General features: G+C 63.5%; 13 protein-coding genes. 8 read left to right on the top strand and 5 right to left on the bottom strand.

The genetic code is table 11. The features are described from left to right. Positions 1-129: 129 nt before the first annotated feature. From ACFWCF_RS12930 to ACFWCF_RS12915, 4 genes are all read right to left on the bottom strand, one after another. The gene (locus tag ACFWCF_RS12930) at positions 130-3,288 is read right to left on the bottom strand and encodes a helicase HerA domain-containing protein (protein ID WP_378561740.1); all 3,159 of its coding nucleotides are present in this window, start codon (positions 3,286-3,288) and stop codon (positions 130-132) included. Positions 3,289-3,305: 17 nt separating this feature from the next. Continuing rightward, entirely contained in the window at positions 3,306-3,977 is a 672-nt protein-coding gene (locus ACFWCF_RS12925; RefSeq protein ID WP_378561737.1) for a hypothetical protein, read from the bottom strand. Continuing rightward, positions 3,974-5,035, bottom strand: a complete 1,062-nt coding sequence (locus ACFWCF_RS12920) for an endonuclease domain-containing protein (protein WP_378562061.1) — start codon at positions 5,033-5,035, stop codon at positions 3,974-3,976. Before ACFWCF_RS12920 ends, ACFWCF_RS12925 begins: the two co-directional genes overlap by 4 nt. Before the next feature lie 122 nt (positions 5,036-5,157). Continuing rightward, positions 5,158-5,595, bottom strand: a complete 438-nt coding sequence (locus tag ACFWCF_RS12915) for a hypothetical protein (protein WP_378561734.1) — start codon at positions 5,593-5,595, stop codon at positions 5,158-5,160. Between the two features lie 79 nt (positions 5,596-5,674). Here ACFWCF_RS12915 and ACFWCF_RS12910 point away from each other — a divergent pair, with 79 nt between their 5' ends. From ACFWCF_RS12910 to ACFWCF_RS12890, 5 genes are all read left to right on the top strand, one after another. Further along, positions 5,675-5,974, top strand: coding sequence for a hypothetical protein (locus ACFWCF_RS12910; protein WP_378561731.1), 300 nt, complete (start codon positions 5,675-5,677; stop codon positions 5,972-5,974). After that, complete coding sequence (locus ACFWCF_RS12905; protein ID WP_378561728.1) at positions 5,971-8,475, top strand: hypothetical protein; 2,505 nt, start codon at positions 5,971-5,973, stop codon at positions 8,473-8,475. The genes ACFWCF_RS12910 and ACFWCF_RS12905 overlap by 4 nt, the downstream gene beginning before the upstream one ends. A gap of 149 nt (positions 8,476-8,624) precedes the next feature. Next, on the top strand, positions 8,625-9,272 hold the full coding sequence (locus ACFWCF_RS12900; RefSeq protein WP_378561725.1) for a hypothetical protein: 648 nt from the start codon (positions 8,625-8,627) through the stop codon (positions 9,270-9,272). Between the two features lie 131 nt (positions 9,273-9,403). Continuing rightward, complete coding sequence (locus tag ACFWCF_RS12895; protein ID WP_378561722.1) at positions 9,404-10,057, top strand: hypothetical protein; 654 nt, start codon at positions 9,404-9,406, stop codon at positions 10,055-10,057. A gap of 8 nt (positions 10,058-10,065) precedes the next feature. After that, positions 10,066-10,842: a hypothetical protein gene (locus ACFWCF_RS12890; protein ID WP_378561719.1), complete on the top strand. Its 777-nt coding sequence runs from the start codon at positions 10,066-10,068 to the stop codon at positions 10,840-10,842. Positions 10,843-11,030: 188 nt separating this feature from the next. On the opposite strand, the gene ACFWCF_RS12885 is transcribed toward ACFWCF_RS12890, so the two are convergent. After that, the gene (locus tag ACFWCF_RS12885; RefSeq protein ID WP_378561716.1) at positions 11,031-13,817 is read right to left on the bottom strand and encodes a DUF2804 family protein; all 2,787 of its coding nucleotides are present in this window, start codon (positions 13,815-13,817) and stop codon (positions 11,031-11,033) included. Between the two features lie 294 nt (positions 13,818-14,111). On the opposite strand from ACFWCF_RS12885, the gene ACFWCF_RS12880 reads away from it, so the two are divergent. From ACFWCF_RS12880 to ACFWCF_RS12870, 3 genes are all read left to right on the top strand, one after another. Next, on the top strand, positions 14,112-15,749 hold the full coding sequence (locus tag ACFWCF_RS12880) for a flavin-containing monooxygenase (protein ID WP_378561713.1): 1,638 nt from the start codon (positions 14,112-14,114) through the stop codon (positions 15,747-15,749). A gap of 36 nt (positions 15,750-15,785) precedes the next feature. After that, positions 15,786-16,847 (top strand): alpha/beta fold hydrolase, encoded by a 1,062-nt coding sequence (locus tag ACFWCF_RS12875; RefSeq protein WP_378561710.1) that lies wholly within the window; start codon positions 15,786-15,788, stop codon positions 16,845-16,847. A gap of 148 nt (positions 16,848-16,995) precedes the next feature. Further along, positions 16,996-17,196, top strand: a complete 201-nt coding sequence (locus ACFWCF_RS12870) for an EthD family reductase (protein WP_378562058.1) — start codon at positions 16,996-16,998, stop codon at positions 17,194-17,196. The last annotated feature ends 3 nt before the right edge of the window (positions 17,197-17,199 follow it).

Genomic DNA, 17,199 nt, shown 5'->3' with positions numbered 1-17,199 from the left:
TTTCGTCGGCGATACATGGGTACGCGCCGAAGAAGGCAGCAACTTGACGACGCGCTGTCGATATCTTATCGACAGCGTGTCGACATCCCACATCGGCTTCCACATCCACGGGTCACACGATCAGACCCCTCACACTTTTCCCTCCCTCGCGAGTGCAAGAACCTCTTCTTCCGTCGGCGGACTCTTGGGGTGGTAGGTCAGGCACAGCGGAGTCTGTGTCCTGCGGAACTCCGCACCCTCGATTGCGGCATAGAACTGCCCCGCTGGAAGCTTGCCGACGTCAGGCACCTGCCCGCCCTTCACCCGCGCCATCTCCTTGGCCGCCTCGATCTGGACCGGACTGTTGAGCAACCCGTAGAACTGGGTGGCAGCATTGCCGGGAATCCGGTTGTGCAGGCCTTTCGGAGACTGCGTCGCGAACACCAACCCCAGGCCGTATTTGCGAGCCTGCGACGCGAGCGCCAATGTGCTCTGCGTGCACGCAGTATTCGCCCCCGAGGGCGCGAACGTCTGCGCTTCGTCCATGACGAACAGACCGCCGAGCGGCCGATCACCGGCCGGGTTCTTCTTGATCCACGCGAACAGCGCCATCTGCAGCTGGTTCACGAACGCTTGCCGCTGGGAGTCCGAGGACAGGCCGGCCATGTTGATCACGGACACCCGCGCGCGGTACCCCGCTGCCGGTGTCAGGAGGACACCGGGATCGACGGGCGTACCTTCCCCACCGAACATCGGGTCGGTGGCCATGGCCGCCTTGAGATTCTCGGCCAGATCCGCAGCGATCCTCACCCCGTTCTTCATGCCACTGACGTCGTCGGGCAGGTCCTCGAGCAGGCTCACGAAATCCAGCACACCACTGTGCGGTTGTTCCCCGAAGTATTCGAGCGCTTCCCGCAGGACCGCCTGCGAATGCTTCGCCTTGGCCGTCTTTCCTTCCGCGAGCGCCCGTGGCGCAAGTGCGGCAACCGCAGAGTCGACGGCAACGTCGAACTCGTCCCGGTCGTCTCGGACGCTCGCGAAATCCGGAAGGGGTTGGAAGCTGAGTGGACGGCCGCTCGCACGTCGCGGGGTCCAGACCACCACCTCGGTGTTGCCGAAGTATTCCGTGGCCTTGTCCTGTTCGCCGGTGGTCCACGCCCGGGCGCCGTCGGGCCACTCAGTACCCAGCCTCGCCAGGTCGTTGTTCGGATCGAGGACGATCGACGAAACTCCCTGCAGAGCACACTCTTCCACCAGACGTCGAATCAGGACGGTCTTACCCGACCCTGATCCGGCGAAAATCGCAGTGTGCTTACGCAACGCTTCGAGCCCGACCCGTACGGGAGTCTCGTCTGCAACCGTGACGCCGAGCGGAACAGCAGGCACAGCGTCGTCTACCTCAGCCGCCTCCGCTGTCTCGTCGGCCTTCGCAGGCTGCGACACCTCCGGGTCGACCAGTGCAGCGCCGCCGACCAGTGCAGTGCCATCGACCAGCGCAGTGCCACAGACTTCCCCCAACGCGGCCCGGAACACGCTCACGTCGTGAGCGGGACGGCGGGCGACGAGCCACTCGTCGAGGTATTCGGAGTTCTCCTCGAGTAGCGCACCGAGAGCAGTGAGCGCCCGGATATCGTCATCGGGAAGCGGCAGCGTCTGCCCTCCGGCCGATTCGAACGCCTCGATGCTCTCGCGCGTCTTCGCGCCGTTGGACCATGGCGAGTTGCGCAGGAGGAACAGCCGCCGACCGGGCATATGACTGTCGATACCCGCTGCAGTGCAGGACTTCTGGATTCGGTTTATCGCCGCAGTGGCGTTCGATGCCGCTACCGCACGGAACGACCAATGTTCCTCGTCCTCGGTCGCCGCATCGAGCGTGCGCCGTAGGCGCGCGTGCAGCGTCGGCTTCGCTCCCGAGATCGGATCGCGCTGGAAGACACCTTCAGGTGCACCGGTCTCCCTGATCCACGCATCGAGCCCGGACGTGAGCAAGCGGGACACCACCCTGTCTTCGGTGGTGGTTCCGAAGGCCCCGCCGACCGTTGCGGTAGCCTTCAGCTCCACGAACCGGCGGTCGAGTGCAGCGAATTCCGAATCGGCGGCGGCCACGGGCACATCTGCCCGATCAGTAGTGTCGGCCTCTCCGAGCGTCGATAATTCGATGACTACGCCGAGGCGTACGCAGTGGCGAAGATGCGCGTCGACGATCTGAAGCAGGCTTCGGGGCGTGAACTCGGGCGTCTCCTGCAGCGCACTCTCGGTCACCGGCCAGGTCGGGTACGGCGGCTGGAAACCGGCCGCGTAATAGTGGGGTCGGAACCGCTTCTCGAGCATGGTCCGTGCGATATCCGGGGTCGGTAGTCCCTTCAGCGCGGGGCACAACCGGAATCGGTCGCGAACCGTGCTGACGGCATAGTGTTCGATCGTCTCCCACGCGCTCGGCGTGCAGGACAGGATCGACACCGTCCTGCTGAGTGTTTCCCGGAGCGACATCAGCCCGTGGGCGATGTCTGCGATCTTCGAATCGTCCTGGTTCGCACTGTCATTGCCGAGTTTTGTCTGCGTGGCCGCGATCAGGGTGTCGATCTGATCGACTGCGAGAACGGATGGACCGGTGAGAGCGAGGAGGCACGAGATGTCTCGCACGATCTCCCGCGGTGCCTGTACAGCAGAACCGAGGCCCCATTTCTGCCGCTCACCCGGAACCATCTCTTCCGTCGACTGCAGGTAGCCGTCGCCGATGTCCTGGAGTCTCATGTCCCCTGCGGCGTACAGCACGAGGGCGCGCAGTGTGCGGCGAGATTCTCGGATCTCGGAGGGGTGTTGCGTGAACAAGGCTTCGATGAAGCTGTTCAAGGTGTCCGGATCGATGGATGCCTCACCGGCGATTGCTCGGCGATGCGCTCTCGGTACGTGCGCGATCGTGGCCAGTCGCCACAACAATGCCGACAGCTGGGTGGCATTCGCGGGCCGGCCGAGGTTCTCGAGCATCTGGACCAGAATCGATCGCCAAAAATTCGACAGCTCGGTAATACCGATGAGGAAGAAGTAGCCTCCGTCGCTCTGCGCCTGCTCACGAACGTGCCCGAGAAGATGGGTCTTTCCGGACCCGGCCTGCCCGCGGACAACGACACCGAGCGGGCTGGCACCCGCACTCGCACGGGCATCCTCGAACCCCTCCATCACGGTCGCGATCGTCGAATCGTGCAGCCCGTGTACGTGGACACCGCTCTGAGGCTCCCACACGTCCTGTGGAGTCGGAGCCCACGTCAGCCGCACCGACGCAAGCGCCTTACGTTCGACGTCGGTCATCCGGTTCTCGGTCCGAATCATTGGGTCTCGATCGCTAGAGCATGCTTGTCCTGGTTTCCGATGGTCACCGCAGCAGCGCGATCCTGGGCCGTCAGCATCTTCTGGTTCTCGTCAGGGACCAGGTGGATGTCAGGAAGTCGATACATGCGCACGAGCTCACGATCGAGGTCGTCCTTCGCGATGTCGGTCAGTGCCGAGCGCAGGTCCGCCAGGCCCACCCATTTTCCGGGTCGGGATGCCAGTCGCGAATACACCTCGCGGATACGGCCCTCGACCGGAGCGGCACGCACGTCGGTTCGTGCCACAACCTCACGTGCCGGGTTCTCCGGTGTCTTCTCGACCGGCGCAGGCAGGAACACGTCGGCGGGGCGCAGATCATTGCGTGCGAAGTGCCGTCCCAGTGACGAGAGCACGGTGTAGAGCGTGCGGGCCGCCGGGGTCGCGCGGGGCGGAGCTCCGGCAGACAGTAGCTCGTAGCAACGGGCCCAGCCGTTGTCGGCAAGCTCGTGCGTGAACGGCCGGGTCGACGTGTTCGTGTCCACCAACTCGAGCCGGTTCAGCTTTCGTCTACTGTCCGCCCGCAGCTCCGGCCCGAGGGACTTCAGTTCGGTGTTGGTGACCGGCCTCGATTCGGCCATCAAGGTGAGCAAGACCAGAATCTCGGTCTGGGTCAGTTCGTCTGCACTCACTGTGCCACGCCTTTCATTGCCGTCGACCGGATCATCTCCTGATCGCGGCGTCGACTGGAGACATATTGTTCGATGGCGACGAGCACTGTCGCTACGTCGTCGAGGACTTGTTCGTTGGTGAAGCGGAGCACGCCGAATCCGTCGAGTTGCAGACGCACGTCACGGGACCGATCGGCAGCATATTTTTCTCGCAGACGGTGGTCGTCGCCGTCGACTTCGACAATGCATCGTGCGTCGGGCCACATCAGGTCGACCCGGATCAGCGGCCGGAGCGGGGAGGTGTGGTAGGTCGTGTTCCATTGTCTGCCGTGCGCCCACTCGCAGGCCTCGAGCGCCACTTCCAGTTTCTGTTCGGCTTCGCTGCCCGGGTGGGGGCGTCCTGCGAGTGCGGGGTATCGCAGGCGGGTCTCACCTGCCGGCGACGGCGCCGAGAACCGTGTCGCGGGTGTGGGCAGGGCAACCGTGGGGAGTCGGTCGGTCTCGCGGATCGAGTCACCCGTGATCCACACCGCTACCGTGCCGTGGTCGGCCAACCACTCACACGCTGCGACAAGCAGTTCCTGATGGCGGGCACCGGAGTCCTGAGGTGCGCTAACGAGCAGTGCGACATACGGACGCTGGTAGCTGTCCGCAAGGATGCGAATGAGACCGGCCGCACGGGTCTCCCGCGCGAATATCCCAGGCTCGGGCCGGGTCGTGGCCTGAGCCGCTCGAGCGAGGGCTGCCACGAACGGGCCGAAATGGTGACTGTTCGCCGCCAGCTTCCTGGCGAGGATGCGGACGGCACCGATCTCCAGCGAACTCCGCCCATCCATCGCGTCGGCACCTGGAAGCCACGCGGGGAACATTCGCAGCGCTGCGGTCTCGAGTTCGTCGAGGATGTCGTCGACTATCGCTGCCACGGAACCACCTGTCGCCACGTGACAGGTCAGAACAGCCGGTGCGTGCCCGAGGAGGAGATCGGGTGATGCCAGGACTGCCTCGCCGGACTCGAGACGAACGACGCGGTCCCGCTGCAGCACAGCCCACATATCGGACCCGTCGAGCGCACCAGCCATCACGGGCAAACCATACATTCCAGACACTCGGGACCAGCCGCCGCGGGTGCACCAATCGCGTCGCTGCTCGGTACCTGCCCCTGTCTGCACCGCGGCATCGACGACATCACCCCGGAGCAGGACTACACGCGTCGCTCCATTGCCGGTACAAGGTAGGACGATGGGCGAACGTAGTCGTCGCACTCCGACTCTCGACGTACATCAGCTTGCGTGATCGAAGGAAGCGGCGCATCGGCAGCACCCGCCACTGCAGAGATCGCCTCCGCGACACGCGGATCCGAGCGCAGCGCCGACTCCGCCGCTCGACGACGCTCACCCAGTTCCGCATGCGCGCGGCCGATCACCTGCATGAGGTGGGAAGCCAACATCGCCCCGCCGCCGTGCAGCGCTCGGTCGTCGATCTGCAGATCCTGCAGCGCCCCATCGGCACCCACCCTCACCGACACCGTCGCACTGCTCGCGGCGCCGGTCGCGGTGGTCAATGCGGAAACGAGCTCGTCGAGCTGCCCGGACAGCGGATCGATGTCCGAACCTGCCCCTCGACCGGATGCAGAATTCACAGCCCCCCTCACCTCACACCCACATGGCCGAGTTACCATAGCCGATCATCCGCGGGGGCCGGATGCATCGGGGGGATACATGTACGTCGATACAGCATTGGTGCGGGAGTTCGCGTCGACGATGGGCGCCACAGGCGTAGAGGCAGGTGAGATCCGTACCGACAGCGGGTGTAGTTCCGTAATCGAAGGGCTGCCCGGGTCATCGATCGCGACCGCCGTCATGGCGCACGCTCTGCTGGCCCACACCGCACTCCAGCAGGTCGCCCACCAGCTCGCCGATGCCCGCGACCGCCTGATCGCCAGTGCCGAAGCCTACGACACCACCCAAGATGACACTGCTGCGCAGCTTGTTTCGGTCGACGGGTCCGCACTGTGGTGACCCCCACCGTCCCGCAGGTCCTCGCATGGTCACCCGACACGCTCCAGTCCACGGCAACTGCGTGGGCCGAAGCCGCGGCGACCCTGGACAGTCGGTTCCGGAACGCAACCCATGCCACTGCCGGGTCCTACACGTTCTGGACCGAAGGCGCAGGCGACACGATGCGCAACCATGTCCACGACGTCCTGTACCCAGGCCGTACCGCCGCCACAGCACTGGCCGATGCCGCGACCGAACTGACGACCCACGCTGGGCGGCTGCAGGATGCGGTAGGAACAACGGCCGCCCACGTCCACAGCGCACAGGCGTCCGGATTCTCGGTCGCCGACGACGGCACCGTGACGCCACCGCCGCCTGTGGTGTCGGGCGCGCCGGACTCGAGCGGATCCCAGGTCGTCATCCAGATGGCCGCGTTGAGCCAACGCGCAAACATCCTGACCAGGATCATCACCGCGGATCTCGTAGCAGTCGAGACCGCCGACTCCGCTGCCTCTATCGCCGTCGCCGACGCTTTCTCCACGATACGACGCGACGGGGACCTCGACCCACGCCTGCTCACCCACTACGAAAGTCTGGCCCGATCGGATGGGGCCGGCGACGGTGCCGCAGCACGCGACGGCACCCTGACACCCGAGGATCATCAGCGGATCGGCGACATCCTCATTGCCACCCACCTGTCCCCTGCCCAGTTGGAAGCGCTCGCGCGCGGGGACACCGTCGACAATGTGCCGACGGTCGCGTTGAACTACTTGCGCGACTTCTACCGCGAGGCAGGCGCGGACGGCCTCCTCGATGTCGCCGAGGTTCTGCGTGCCCGCGAGGAATCCGGCGACGAGGATGCAGCGTCCCGACTCGATGCACTCGCCAACGGACTACTCACGGTCTCGAACGAGAATGTCGGAGACGGCAACACGACCGGGGGCTACGAGTTCGTTCCGGATAGCCTGCGCGATACTCTATCTCGCATCAACGAGACGAGCGATGAGGCTCGGTTCTCGGGAGACTACTTCGACGACGTGTATACCGACCGCCGGCTCGCCGGCGTGGCCGCGCTTCTCGGTGAAGCCAATCCCGGCGTTGTTCCCGGCAAGGAATTCGCGAACGAACTGGACCACGCGGCCTCACGCCTGATCGACATCTCCTCGGGCACAGATGGTCTCTACCGAGATGCGTATGAACCTGTTGCAGAGAAGTTCCTGGACATCGGACTGCGGAACGAGGACGCCTCCTACGAACTGCTCACCGCATCCGACAACACCCGAACATTGATGCCGCTGTTCGAGCATGATTGGGACGACGACGGAGCCACACTCGGCCGTCTCGTCGACTGGATCCCCGAAGACTCCGTGGTGACCGACCCCGACGACACCATCCGTGCCGAACGCGCAGGAGACGCAGCGCACTCGCTCGCGCTGATGCTGTCATCGTCGGGTTCCGAATCTCCCGTCGCCTTCACCGATGCGGACAACACCAATCCCTACGGAAGACTGATGGACATACCCGGGGTCGGCGATGGGAGATCTTCTCTCGGAGAGGTCAACCCGGAACTGACACAATCGATCGCCGGAGCCATGTCGCCCTACGTGATCGATATGGTGACCGACGATCCGCGACTGGCCTACCACGACAGCTTCGACAGCCTGGGTCCGGTCGAAACCACGCGCATCTTCTCACTGCTCGACAGCGACCCGCACGCAGGAACACTCATCAGCGGGCATGCGCTCGCGGCGGCAGACGAGATCGACCGCGCGTTCGCTCGCTCGGACGTCGATCCACCACCGATCACCCTCGGCGAAACCTCCGGGAGACTCCGCGCAGTGGTGGAGGGCGGTCTCAGGACCGAACTCGGCGACAGGTTGAGCGACTCCGACGAAGCGAAATCCGACCGCGCCGCAACACGCGCCGGGCATTTCGGAGCCGGGCAAGCGATCACCGCCACCGGGTTGAGCTACCTGCCTCCGCCGTGGGGCATTGCGGCGTCTGGCGCTGTCTACACTGCCGGAGCGTTGGTCTCGGGCGACATCATCGATGCCAATGGCAACCTCACCGACCGGTTCTCCGAGTCGCCGGAGGCTCGTTTCCGGCTCAGTCAATACGAAGTCGGCCCCGACCAGGTTCGTATGACCGACAACGAGATCAAGTACACAATCCTCACCGAACTCGTCGACTCGGGCCGGGTCCCCATTACCGAACTCCCGCCAGCAGTGCGTAGCAGCGGCACCTTGATCAGCTATGGGGAGTTCATGACACCTGGAGTCACTGGGGATGCAACACAGAGTGAGCAGGACATGATGTCGGCCCGGCGGACCGTTTTCGAAGACGCTCCTGATATTTTCGAGAATGCCGGGACTCGGCGTGTCGCGGAATACATCGACCAACATGCGATCGCGGTGAATGCCTACTACGACAATGTATTCCACAGTAATGACGACCAGCGAGTATTCGAATCCGTGTTCCTTGGCGACGGTAAGTCTACTGGGATGAGTAGGTGGCCGGTATGAACCGTTCGCGCGCATCGCTTTTTGCAGTTGTACTTTCCGCAGCCCTGCTGACCTCATGCACCTCCACCCACATCGACAGCAGCTCGGAATCGGTATCCGAATCCGAATCCGCTGGTGTAGTAGGGCCCCCTGGATCAGCGGCGTACACAGTGCCGGAGAACCGGCGCACGTCCACCATCATCTGGTCCGCTGAACCGGGTATCGATCTATTCGGCAATGAAGCCACCCTCGCACGCGCAGCCATCGAAGCCGACGCGATAGCCCTCGCCAACCCCATCACCGCCACCTACCTGGGATTCACGCGGGCCATCGACCAAGAGACAAAGGACCAGTACGAAGAATTGCCGCGCGACACAACACAACACATCGGAACTGGACGCTTCCACATCATGCGCATCGAACCCACAGACACCGGCTTCATCGCACACACCTGCCGACAGATGGCCAACGTCGCAGTGAAGACAGGCGGCGGCCACTACAACCGCTCGGTCACAACCGGAGAGCACAATCCGCGTTTCGTCTTCGAACGAACTTCTCCTGACTCACCGCAGTTCCAGCTGGCCGCGCCCACCTCCACCCCACCCGTCGACAGCACCGGGCAGCCACAGTGGCAAGCACCCACCTACGACGTCTTCACCGGCTGGAACATCAACATCGACGGCTCCTCCGGACGCGACCACACCCACGCCTGCCGGCGTTGGGGCCACCAATACGCGCCCAACGCCATCGAAAACGAATACCTCATCCTCACCACCGACACTCCGCCCGACACCCTGCCGGCCTACCCCGGATGGTGAACGCACACATGACATCTGCACCGACAATGATCGTTTTGCTCACTGCACTCACCGTCGCAGGGTGCAGCACCCCAGACGAACCCGCCGAACCCACGACGACCACAACAACGGCCTCACCACACGCATACACAGTGCCGGAGAACAGGCGCACGTCCACCATCATCTGGTCCGCTGAACCGGGTATCGATCTATTCGGCAATGAAGCCACCCTCGCACGCGCAGCCATCGAAGCCGACGCGATAGCCCTTGCCAACCCCATCACCACCACCTACCTGGGATTCGCGCGGGCCATCGACCAAGAGACAAAGGACCAGTACGAAGAATTACCGCGCGACACAACACAACACATCGGAACTGGACGCTTCCACATCATGCGCATCGAACCGACCGACACCGGCTTCGTCGCCCACACATGCCGCCAGATGTCTGGCGTCGCAGTGAAAAACACCAACGGCCATTACAGCCGCTCCGTCACAACCGGTGACTTCAACCTGAAATTCGTGTTCGAACGAACCACCACCGACACAGCACCAGCAGCGCCGCGAACAACTGAACCCACCTCCACCCCACCCGTCGACAGCACCGGGCAACCACAGTGGCAAGCCCCCACCTACGACGTCTTCACCGGCTGGAACATCAACATCGACGGCTCCTCCGGACGCGATCACACACAGGCCTGCCGGCAATGGGGACACCGATACGCCCCCGAAGCCATCGGAAACGAATACTTCATTCTCACAAGCGACACCCCACCCGACACCCTGCCGGCCTACCCCGGATGGTGAACGCACACATGACATCTGCACCGACAATGATCGTTTTGCTCACTGCACTCACCGTCGCAGGGTGCAGCACCCCAGACAAACCCGCCGAACCCACGACGACCACAACAACGGCCTCACCACACGCATACACAGTGCCGGAGAACCGGCGCACGTCCACCATTGTCTGGTCCGCGGAAGCTGATGTTGATTTGTTCAGCGAAGAAGCCACCCTCGCCCGCGCCGCGATCGAAGCCAACGTGATCGCACTTGCCAGCTCTAGTGCCGACAGCTATCCCGGATTCGACCGAGTTATTGATCAGGAGACAAAGGACCAATACGAAGAGTTTCTCCCGACCGACAACGTAGAGGTCGGTACCGCCTACTTCCACATCATGCGCATCGAACCCACGGACGCCGGATTCATCGCCCACACCTGCCGCCAGATGTCTGGCGTCGCAGTGAAGAACACCAACGGCCGCTATAGCCGCTCTGTCACAACCGGTGACTTCAACCTGAAATTCGTGTTCGAACGAACTACCACCGACACAGCACCAGCAGCTCCGCAAACAACTGAACCCACCTCCACCCCACCCGTCGACAGCACCGGGCAACCACAGTGGCAAGCCCCCACCTACGACGTCTTCACCGGCTGGAACATCAACATCGACGGCTCCTCCGGACGCGACCACACCCAGGCCTGCCGGCAATGGGGACACCAATACGCCCCCGATGCCATCGAAAACGAATACTTCATCCTCACCACCGACACACCACCCGACACCCTTCCGGCCTACCCCGGATGGTGAACGGCGCTCGAGATACCCATCCGCAGGGTCCGAGATCGTTGCCCGGAATCGCCACCGATAGCCGCACCCGAAAAAGGCAGGTGCGCGCGGTCGACCGGACGCGTCTGCCTTTTTCGGGTGCGGCTACGCCGAGCACTCCAGGATTCGAGCGACGACCCGGCGACGTTCCACGATCAGCACAGGGGCCATCACCAGCGGTTATGCACATCCTCCGCCCACCCCACGACCTCCTCGACGCGCAGCCACGTGCCGGTGTCATCCGCGACCGTTCCGGACCAGTGGCCGAAGCACTGGTGGGTTCGGGAAGAGAACACCAGCAGGTCGGTGACGGACTTCTTCAAGTGGAATGGGGTGAAGGTGAGGTCGACGGTGTCGCCGGTGATCCGCCACGGCGCCATCCAATCCCCCGGATCGTAGGTCCACACCAGCTCTTCGCTGATCTTCGACAGATGTCCGTCGACGACCAGAGCGTTCTCCACCGAACCTGCTCCGTCGGTCCACTTCCCGCCGACCTGGATGCCGATCACCTTGCCGTCGGTGCGACCGGAACCTGCACCCCAATTCCAGTGCACCGCGTACGGCCAGCGTCCACGACCGTGATCGAGCGTCGCCCACGACTCCCCTTCGAGCACGTCCGCGACGACACCGTCGACGCTGATTGTCCCGGTCGCGGGCCTGGCGACGTCCTTGACCGTGTACTGGAAGAGTCGATCGGTCCACGGCACGACCACCCCGAGACACTCGTGGCCTTCGGGGCGGTGGGCAAGCACGTCGATCTCCAGCCGTTCTCCGCGTGCTCGGAGCCGTGTGCCGCCGTCGATCTCGTCGATGTCGATCCGCACCTTCTTCGTGCGTGCCCGCACAGGGCCTCCGCCCAGCGTGCTCGGCAGGGTTGCACTACGGGGCAGGCCGATCGCGTCGTATGCGATCGTCTCCCCACTTTCCCGATCCAGCATCCAAATACCGTGCACTGCGGCGTAATCGATGTCGGACACCACGAGCGTGACCACATGGGTCGGTGTGGTCACCGCCCAGTACTCCCACCGCTTGTTGCGCCCCTTCCCCGCCCTGCCGCTGCCGATGCCGTCGGTGGTGATCAACGGTGTGCGCGTCCACCCGACCGCGCCGGGGTTCAGGCGTCCGTCGGGTCGAGTCAGGGGTACCGGTTCGGTTATCTCCCGCTCGCGCACCGCGAGAGGTGACTCCACTCCCCCGGCTGCGTGGTCGTGCCGGCCGCGCAACCGAAGGTTCGACGCACGAACGGCATCGGCGTCGACCTTCAGGACCCGGCGGTCGTAGGTCATCAGACCGTTCGTCTCCTCCTCGACGTCCGCGAGCTGCGTGTACACGAAGGCTGCAAGCCCCTCGTCGATTGCCGGACCGAGTTGGGTGTGCTGCAGACGCAGGAATGCACGCTCATAGGTCCACTGGTCGGAGAACTTGCGGTAGCCGAACTCCTTGTCGCTCCACACGTTGCCCGGGACCCGGTAGGAATACCCGCCGTACTCCGACAACACAGCGACCCGCTCGTCCTTCGCGTCGGCCCGCGACAGCCGGTAGGGCCGGAAGTAGACGTGGCGGCTTGCCATGTCGCCGCCACCCTGGTCATGCCAGCCGCTGGCATGGTCGATGGGCCGGGTGGCGTCGAGCTCCTTGATTCGCGCGGTGGCCGCGACGGCATCGAACTGACCCCACGCCTCGTTGAACGGCACCCACGCCGCGACGCTCGGGGTCGAACGCAGCAGCGCGACAGTCGCGTCGAGCTCCTCGAGGAACTCGGTGCGCCCTTCGGCGTCCTGCCGTCCGAACCAGGTGTAGCGAGAATCATCCAACTTCACGGGAAGAGCGACGGGCGCGGTGACGACGGCCTGACGGTAGCTGCGACCACCGTTGACCATGTCCTGCCAGACAAGGATGCCCAACCGGTCGCAGTGGTGGTACCAGCGCAGTGGCTCGATTTTGATGTGCTTGCGCAGCATCGTGAAGCCGAGATCCTTGGCGGTGACGATGTCGTGGATGAGCGCGTCGTCCGAGGGTGCGGTATAGAGGCCGTCGGGCCAGTACCCCTGATCGAGCAGACCCGCGTGCAAGTACGGCTTGCCGTTGAGCAGCAGCCGGGTGGTGCCCGTCTCGTCGGGTCCGATACCGCACGAACGCATCCCGACGTAGCTGCAGACGCGGTCGGCGCCGAGCCGCACCTCCACGTCGTACAGGAACGGATCCTCGGGCGACCAGAGGCGCACGTCGTCGCCCAGTCGCAACCGCGTCGGCACTCCCACCGTCACAGTGCCGGACACGACGTCATGATCGTCGGCTCGCACAGTGACCTCAGCGGTCTCCTCACCGGTACCCCCGGCCGTCACACAGACCTCGACTTCGCCGGATTCGGGATGCGGTACGAGATCGAGCCGGTCGACCCAGCACTGCGGCACCGATTCGAGCCACACCGTCTGCCAGATCCCGGATTGCGGTGTGTACCAGATCCCTCCGCGGTCGAGTTGCTGTTTTCCTCGGCTGCGCCACGAGGTGTCGGTGACGTCTCGGACCCGAACCACAAGTTGGTGACTCTCGCCGCGAAGAGCGTCGGTGATATCGAGCGTGAACGGGAGATAGCCGCCGCGGTGTCCACCGACGAGGGTGTCGTCGATCCACACCTCGCAGTCCTGGTCGACCGCACCGAAATGGAGCAGCACCCGATCACGCACGAAACCTTCAGGCAGCGTGACGGTCCGGCGATACCACAGGGATTCGTCCGGCTGCAGTATGCGATTCACCCCCGACAACGGCGCCTCCGGAGAGAAGGGCACCACGATCTCCCCGTCCCACTTGCCGGGCCGCGCGGTGATCGCAGCGGAGGTGATGGAGTAGTCCCAGCGGCCGTTGAGGTTGACGTACGAGTCGCGCACGAGCTGTGGACGTGGGTATTCGGGCAGAACACATTCGGGATCGAGAGTTTCGCCCCATTCGGTGATCACAGGCCGGTCTCCAGAGATTCTTGTCCTCGTGTTGTAGACGAAAGGTTGAGATACATGTTCTCGACCGTCCAGGCCGGCCCGTCAGGCCGAGCAGCACCACCCAGGTCCACAGGCGACGATCGGCGATACGTTCGTGCATCCCGCGACCATAGTGGTTCGCGCCGTCCCGGCGCGTGCACCGATCTCACTGTGTCGGGCATCGTCACGTCGCGATGTGTCCGAAGTTGGGACAGCCATACGTGTCGGTCATCACAACAATGACATCACAGCGACCCACACGACGGAAGGTTCGAGATGTCGACGACGAGTACTGAACCCACGTACACCGCAACGCAATCGCTCGATCTCGATGCACTGATCATCGGCGCGGGAGTTGCCGGTCTGTACCAACTGCACCAGCTACGAGAGCAGGGGCTGCGAGTGCGCGCATACGACGCCGCCGACGACGTCGGGGGCACCTGGTACTGGAACCGTTATCCCGGTGCGCGTTTCGATTCCGAGGCGTACATCTACCAGTACCTGTTCTCGGAAGAGCTGTACAAGAACTGGAGTTGGAGCCAACGCTTTCCCGGCCAACCGGAGATCGAGCGCTGGATGCACTACGTCGCGGATTCCCTCGATCTTCGCCGCGACATCCAACTGTCCACCAGGATCACCAGTGCACACTACGACGAAGTCGCCGCCAAGTGGGTCGTGCGGACCGATCAGGACGAAACGATCACCACTCGGTTCCTGGTCGCATGCAGCGGAATGCTCTCCGCTCCGATGTCATACCTGTTCGAGGGCCAAGAAGATTTCAGCGGCCCGATCTTCCACACCTCCCGTTGGCCGAAGGAAGGTGCTGATCTCGACGGAAAACGAGTCGCAGTCATCGGCGTCGGCGCCACCGGAATCCAGGTGATCCAGACCATCGCTGACGACGTCGAACACCTGAAAGTCTTCATCCGCACACCTCAGTACGCCCTACCCATGAAAAATCCGACCTTCGACGAGTCGGATGTGGTGGCATACAAGAGCCGATTCGCCGAACTGAAAGAGACACTGCCGACCACCTTCAGCGGCTTCGAATACGACTTCGAACACGTGTGGGCAGATCTGACACCGGAACAGCGCAACGACGTACTCGAAGAGATCTACGAGAACGGCTCATTGAAGCTGTGGCTCGCCTCGTTCGGCGAGATGTTCTACGAGGAGGAGATCAGCGAAGAGATCTCGGAGTTCGTGCGGCGCAAGATGCGTGCACGCCTGCAGGATCCACACCTGTGCGACCTGCTCATCCCCACCGACTACGGCTTCGGAACACATCGTGTGCCGTTGGAAACGAACTATCTCGAGGTCTATCACCGCCCGAACGTCGAGGCCGTCGGAGTCCGCGACAACCCGATCACCCGGATAGTGCCCGAAGGCATCATCCTGGCCGACGGCACGCTGCACGAGGTCGACGTCATTGTCATGGCGACGGGTTTCGACGCCGGAACAGGAGCTTTGACGCGGATCGATATCCGCGGACGCGGCGGTCGGTCACTGAAGGACGACTGGAATCGCGACATCCGCACGACCATGGGTCTGATGGTGCACGGTTACCCCAACATGCTCACCACCGGCGCCCCTCTGGCACCTTCCGCAGCACTGTGCAACATGACCACCTGCTTGCAACAACAGACCGAATGGATAGCCGAATGCCTCCGGTACATGCGGGCGCACGACTACACTCTCATCGAGCCGACGCAGGCCGGTGAAGACGAGTGGGTCGCCCACCACGACGAGACCGCGAACGCCACTCTGGTCTCGAAGACCGACTCTTGGTACAACGGTGCCAATGTCCCCGGCAAGCCTCGGCGAGTGTTGTCCTACATCGGCGGAGTCGGCGTCTATCGGGAGAAGACCCTTGCTGCCGCCGCCGCTGGGTACAAGGGTTTTCAACTGAGCTGATCCCACATCCACTTCACCGGTCCAAGGAGGACGACAGTGATCGAGAACCCGTACTACACAAGCGAATTTCATGGCGATTACGAACTGATCAGCATCGGATCACTCGACTTGGAGGAAGGCGGCTCCGTCCCCGATTGCCAACTGGCGGTGGCAACCTTCGGTGCCCTGAACGAGGCCAAGGACAACGCGATCCTCATCCCGACGTGGTACTCGGGTACGCACCAGGTCTGGCGGGATGTCTATATCGGCCCCGACCACGCGCTCGACCCGGAGAAGTACTTCATCGTCTGCATCGATCAGATCGGCAGCGGGCTGTCGATTTCACCGCACAATGCTGCTGGCGCCAACGCAGGTATTGCGATGTCGAAGTTCCCGCATGTCCGCATCGGCGACAACGTGGTCGCGCAGGAAAGACTCCTGCGGGAGCACTTCGGAATCGAGCGGCTCGCACTCGTGACCGGCGGTTCGATGGGAGCTCAGCAAACCTACGAATGGGCAGTGCGATTCCCCGACAAGGTCTTGCGTGCCGCGCCGATTGCGGGCACCGCCCAGAACACGCCGGGTGACTTCCTCATCGCCCAGGTCATGCGCGAAGCGATCCAGTCGGATCCAGGGTGGAACGGCGGTGAGTACACCTCCCACGAGCAGGTCGTCGACGGTCTGACCCGTCAAGCGCACATCTGGGCAGTTCTCGGCTTCTCGAGCGAGTTCTGGAAGCAGGAGGCCTGGCGGGCAATGGACTTCGACTCCAAGGAAGCATTCCTCACCGGATTCCTCGAGCCCTACTTCACTGCGATGGATCCCAACGCGCTCCTCACTCAGTCATGGGCGTGGCAGCGCGGCGACGTCGCCCGTCACACCGGTGGTGATCTGGCTGCAGCACTCGCCCGAATCACCGCGAAGACCTTCGTCATGCCCATCGACGAGGATCAGCTGTTCCCGGTGCGGGACTGTGCACCCGAGCAGAAATTGATCAAGGACAGCGAACTGCGGGTCGTCGAAGACACCCTTGGCCACTTGGGTCTGTTCGGTGTTTCACCGACCTATATGCCTCAGATCGACCGTCACCTCGGAGATCTCCTCGACATCGAGATCTGACCTGCCATACCGCGCAGAACGTCTTCGAAGGGAATCCGATGCATCACCTCATCGTCTGTTACGGCCACCCCGATGAACCCGAGTCCTTCGACCAGTACTACAGCGCTACTCATCGCCCACTGGCCGACAGGATCCCCGGTGTGCGTACCTGGCACGCCGGCAAGTCAGCACGCTCGACCGGTCGCAGGCGCCCTACTATCTCGTGGCCGTTTTGAGCTTCGACTCCAGACAGGCGCTCGACGACGGGCTCGCATCAGCCGAAGGGCAGGCCGCCGCCGCCGACATCGGAAACTTCACCACCGGCGGCGCCACCTTGTTCGTCACCGACAGCTTCATCCCCTCCGCCTGAACT

This window comes from Rhodococcus sp. NPDC060090 (assembly GCF_042729855.1).
Taxonomy (GTDB): Bacteria; Actinomycetota; Actinomycetes; order Mycobacteriales; family Mycobacteriaceae; genus Rhodococcus.
This window is presented reverse-complemented; position numbering and strand designations above follow the sequence as displayed.